Below are 3702 nucleotides of genomic sequence, written 5' to 3'. Positions count from 1 at the left end.
TCTGCATATGGCAGACACACACGTTTTGAGCGCCCTCATGCGGAAGTATGCAAGGCTTATCGGTGAGGCGGAGCAACACGAACGGGAAGCTGTGCGCCTGCGTGAGCTTGCAGGCCACATCGAAACTAGCATCGGAATGTTCGCAGAAGGCTTCGACATTTCGCAGGTCAAGCCCGTTCGCCCGAAATACAGCCGCTGGCGTGGACGCGGCATTGGGATACGGATTTACCTTGAAATCCTGCGCAAGGCTGAAAAACCCCTCACATCGCTTGAGATAGCCGAGAGAGCCATTGCCTTCGATCCGGGCGGGGATTGTGGTCGTGCAGACGTGAAGGCGCTTGTAGGGCCTATCAACAAGGCCTTGCTCAAGAAGGTCGGCTCAGGCGTTGTGCGGATTGAAGGCAGACCGCGACGATGGGCGATTTCAACGCAGAAAGCCGATACGCCTAGGACGTAGCAGGCTGCTAGGAATGCGGCTTCGGTGCGGATGGTCATCAGGCGTGACCATTTTTCCCTTCAACTAGAGAACTATAGGCGGTGTCATAATAACCATCCATGATGAACGGAACGACCCACTCTGGCACCCTCAATGCTTCCGCTATTTCAAATGATGCAAGCTTTTCAGGATACTGATCATAGAACGCGTTGCGCCTGTTCCTAGGGCATAGACACAGCGCCGCCATCCAACGAGTGTCAAGCTCTGACTTCATCATAGGGCTGGCATGCTGCGGAAGAGGCTGGTTTTGAATTTCAGTGACCAGAGAAATGAATTTCTCTGGTGTGTTCGCAACCTGATCTGGCGTATCAAAAACGTGCATTAATTCCTTGGTCAGAGCAAAGCGCCGTTCTCGGGGATGTTCTTTCAGCGAGTCACATCCAATGATCTCAACAACGGTGAACTCCTCTTCATAAGGGGAGGTTCGCTCTGTATCAGCGTGCCAGTAGAATGCTTGCCGATTAGGAACCGCAAATTGCACAAGGCGCACATCAACACGCCCGATCCCAGTGTGATGAGCGTTAACAGCCTGACGGAGGGTCTCAAACCTTATGAAAGGCCCTTCTGAGTCCTCTGCAATTCTATATAGATCACGAAAAAGCATATCCCGCCCTGCTATGAGAGTAGCAGGGCGGGATATAACGAGTTGTCTATCAGGTCAAATCTGCGTCAACATCGTCCACAAGAGTGGAATTTCCTTCACGGATTTGCGCTTCAGCGCGAACGATTTGTTCGGCCATATCCTCAGCGGACATATGCCCTTCGGCTGCACCGAAGAACTTGATGTTTAGCGTTTGCCGTCCCTCTGCGGGGAACAGCAGGTCTGCGGCACGATCTATAAAGTTCGTCACTGGTTCCCTTTCCTTGATTGAGTTACGGATACGAGCCTTGACATATACGGTCGATTCTGCATCTGCCCCGAATATCTTAAAGCTCAGTTAAAACGGCCCAATGCCGATTTTGGCTCCCCACGCAAGCGAAAAAACTGCATCATCATCATATAAGATGCGTTTATCCGCGTTGCAGTTTGCAGATTATAGGGGCTGTGCGATTCACACAAGGATTATGCGATAAAACGTGGTGACGATTCTTTGATTGTCAATGCAACGATTCGCTTTGATGTGCATTGTTTGTTCTACGGCGGGTTGCATTGGCATTACCGCTGCCAGTACCCCGCCCATTTACGCGACACCTGAGCTTCCATAGCAGCCGCAGCAACGGTCATAGCCTGCGAGCCGTTGTCCACGCGGCGGTTGTCCTCACGCCATGAAGCCTCCGCTGCATAGGCAGCGAGATAGCGGCCTGCGATGCGGTGATGCGTACCAACTTCCATACGGCGCAGACGGGAAAAGAAGCTCTCGGCCTGATTAGTGCAGGCGTAGCCGTCCGAATATGCCAGCGAGTGATTGATACGGCGGGTATCGAACTTGGCGTGCAGATCGTCCCAATGCGAAGCCTCGTCAGCGTGGACCGTGCTCATGTGGTGAATGGCTGCGGAAATGATTTCGCCGCCCTTAGCTTCACTCTTGGCAACCGTAACCATGCTGTCACCGCCGCGCTCACGGCCAACGACAACGACCTGCCGCTTGCCGCTCTGATTGATGACAAGGCGACGGTCGCGACGGTTCTTCTTGGCATTGGCAGGGCGAACATGACCGCCGAAGTAGGCGCCGTCCACTTCCACTTCACCTTCGAGAACCTGCCCGGCATCCTCAAGCGCCATCGCCTCGCGCAGCTTGTGCGCCAGGACGAAAGCGGTTTTGTACTGCACATCAAGGTCACGGCTCATTTGCAGCGCGGAAATGCCCTTCGCGCCGTTCACGAAAATGACGATGGCGGCGAGCAGATCGGTGAAGCTCAGCTTGCGCGAAGCGAAGATGGTGCCGCTCGTAACCGAAAACTGGTGATGGCAGGCAACGCACTTGAACTTGCGGCGCGAGGTGATGTTGTACGTCTCGACACAGCCGCAACGGGGGCAAACGGCCTCGCCTTCGGTTTCCGGCCAGCGAAGCTCGCAGAAGGTCCGATAGGCAGCGTCCTCACCCATCTTGAAGACCTTCTTGAGGCTAAGGGTGCGGGCTGCGGAGGAGAGGAGAAAGTGTTGCATGTCATCGTTTCCAGTGCTTATGCACTATATATGATGATATGACGCACTGTTGTCAAGGATAAACGTATCGCATATGATGGCGTAAAGCATCACAGGGATACGCGAATGCCAGTTCAGGAAAAGGAATGGGAAGACAAGGTGAAGGGGATGCTCAAGGGCGAGCTAAAGCGCCGGGGCGTCACCTATGCCGAGTTGGCCGGAAAGCTGGCGGATATCGGAGTGCATGACTCTGAGCCGAATATCCGCAATAAGATCAGCCGTGGGAAGTTTACGGCGGTGTTTTTGATCCAATGTCTGGAAGCTATCGGGGCATCCGATATTCGGATATGACAGTATTGTTGCTGCGTATCTCTGCCTCCAAAGCTTCTCGCGCTTTGAGAAGTTGGCGATTTACAAGTGACGTAATTTGCAATGTTTTTTCGTAAAGCCTGTTGTATTCTTGATCTGGGTGTATTTTAGAAACAGCTTCTATTAATTCTTCAACATTGATAAAATCATCATGCCTAAATCGTAGGTTGTTGTTCACCAATTCGAGGCATTTTTGGGTTGTCTCTCGAACACCACCTTGTATGCGATAACGTTCATAGTCGTTTTGTTTCGGAGCAGCATTCATTCGCTCTGTGGTAGTGGTGGTGATGCTATTGTTGTTGTGAATTAGTTGATTCACTGCATTCAAATCACCGTAAAGGATGGCGCCCCGCTTCAGGGCATTGAGCAAACTAGTAGTGGACCTTAGATCGCGCGACAGCTCAATTGCATCAGATCCGTAAGTGACGTTCTTAACGACTAGATAGCCGAGTATCGCCGTCCAAGAGAGTGCGAACAGCGCAGAGACCCACCACGGCTGCTGTAAGACCCAAATGGCTAGGTTGGCGGCAACCTTTTCCGCGTTTGTGCTGTCATCAGCAATCGTGCTCAACCCTATAAACTCAAGCACGAGCTTCACCACGACCCAAGCCCAGCCAAGAACGGTCATGGCTAAGGCAAGCACTGCGTAAAGTGTCCGTTTTGAACGGTTTGGCATCGGTAATCAGTGCATCATTGACGCCGCGCTGTGGAGTCAATTTATCACAGGATGCGTATAACGCCCCACATACGA

General features: G+C 52.5%; 6 protein-coding genes. 2 read left to right on the top strand and 4 right to left on the bottom strand.

The annotated features are described in order from the left end of the window. Positions 1–457, top strand: a 457-nt coding sequence (locus IEX64_RS23895; RefSeq protein WP_229710724.1) for a hypothetical protein, incomplete at its 5' end; no start/stop codon positions are given. A gap of 37 nt (positions 458–494) precedes the next feature. Here IEX64_RS23895 and IEX64_RS23890 read toward each other — a convergent pair. The 3 genes from IEX64_RS23890 to IEX64_RS23880 form a co-directional block, all read right to left on the bottom strand. Continuing rightward, positions 495–1100: a hypothetical protein gene (locus IEX64_RS23890; protein ID WP_188823935.1), complete on the bottom strand. Its 606-nt coding sequence runs from the start codon at positions 1098–1100 to the stop codon at positions 495–497. Positions 1101–1149: 49 nt separating this feature from the next. Continuing rightward, positions 1150–1347 (bottom strand): hypothetical protein, encoded by a 198-nt coding sequence (locus tag IEX64_RS23885; RefSeq protein WP_188823933.1) that lies wholly within the window; start codon positions 1345–1347, stop codon positions 1150–1152. 305 nt (positions 1348–1652) lie between these two features. Next, a complete protein-coding gene (locus IEX64_RS23880) occupies positions 1653–2603 on the bottom strand; it encodes an IS1595 family transposase (protein ID WP_188823931.1) in 951 nt (316 codons plus the stop codon). Between the two features lie 105 nt (positions 2604–2708). On the opposite strand from IEX64_RS23880, the gene IEX64_RS23875 reads away from it, so the two are divergent. Continuing rightward, on the top strand, positions 2709–2933 hold the full coding sequence (locus IEX64_RS23875) for a DUF6471 domain-containing protein (RefSeq protein ID WP_188823928.1): 225 nt from the start codon (positions 2709–2711) through the stop codon (positions 2931–2933). Here IEX64_RS23875 and IEX64_RS23870 read toward each other — a convergent pair. After that, a complete protein-coding gene (locus IEX64_RS23870) occupies positions 2905–3552 on the bottom strand; it encodes a hypothetical protein (RefSeq protein WP_229710722.1) in 648 nt (215 codons plus the stop codon). The genes IEX64_RS23875 and IEX64_RS23870 overlap by 29 nt on opposite strands. Positions 3553–3702 lie beyond the last annotated feature (150 nt).

This window comes from Novosphingobium indicum (genome assembly GCF_014645195.1).
GTDB lineage: Bacteria > Pseudomonadota > Alphaproteobacteria > Sphingomonadales > Sphingomonadaceae > Novosphingobium > Novosphingobium indicum.
Note: the sequence above shows the minus strand (reverse complement) of the source record. Positions and strands in the feature narration are given on the sequence as shown.

Coding starts and splice junctions, on each gene's coding strand:
- IEX64_RS23890 (WP_188823935.1), bottom strand. CDS start 1,100: ATGCTTTTTCGTGATCTATATAGAATTGCAGAGGACTCAGAAGGGCCT.
- IEX64_RS23880 (WP_188823931.1), bottom strand. CDS start 2,603: ATGCAACACTTTCTCCTCTCCTCCGCAGCCCGCACCCTTAGCCTCAAG.
- IEX64_RS23875 (WP_188823928.1), top strand. CDS start 2,709: ATGCCAGTTCAGGAAAAGGAATGGGAAGACAAGGTGAAGGGGATGCTC.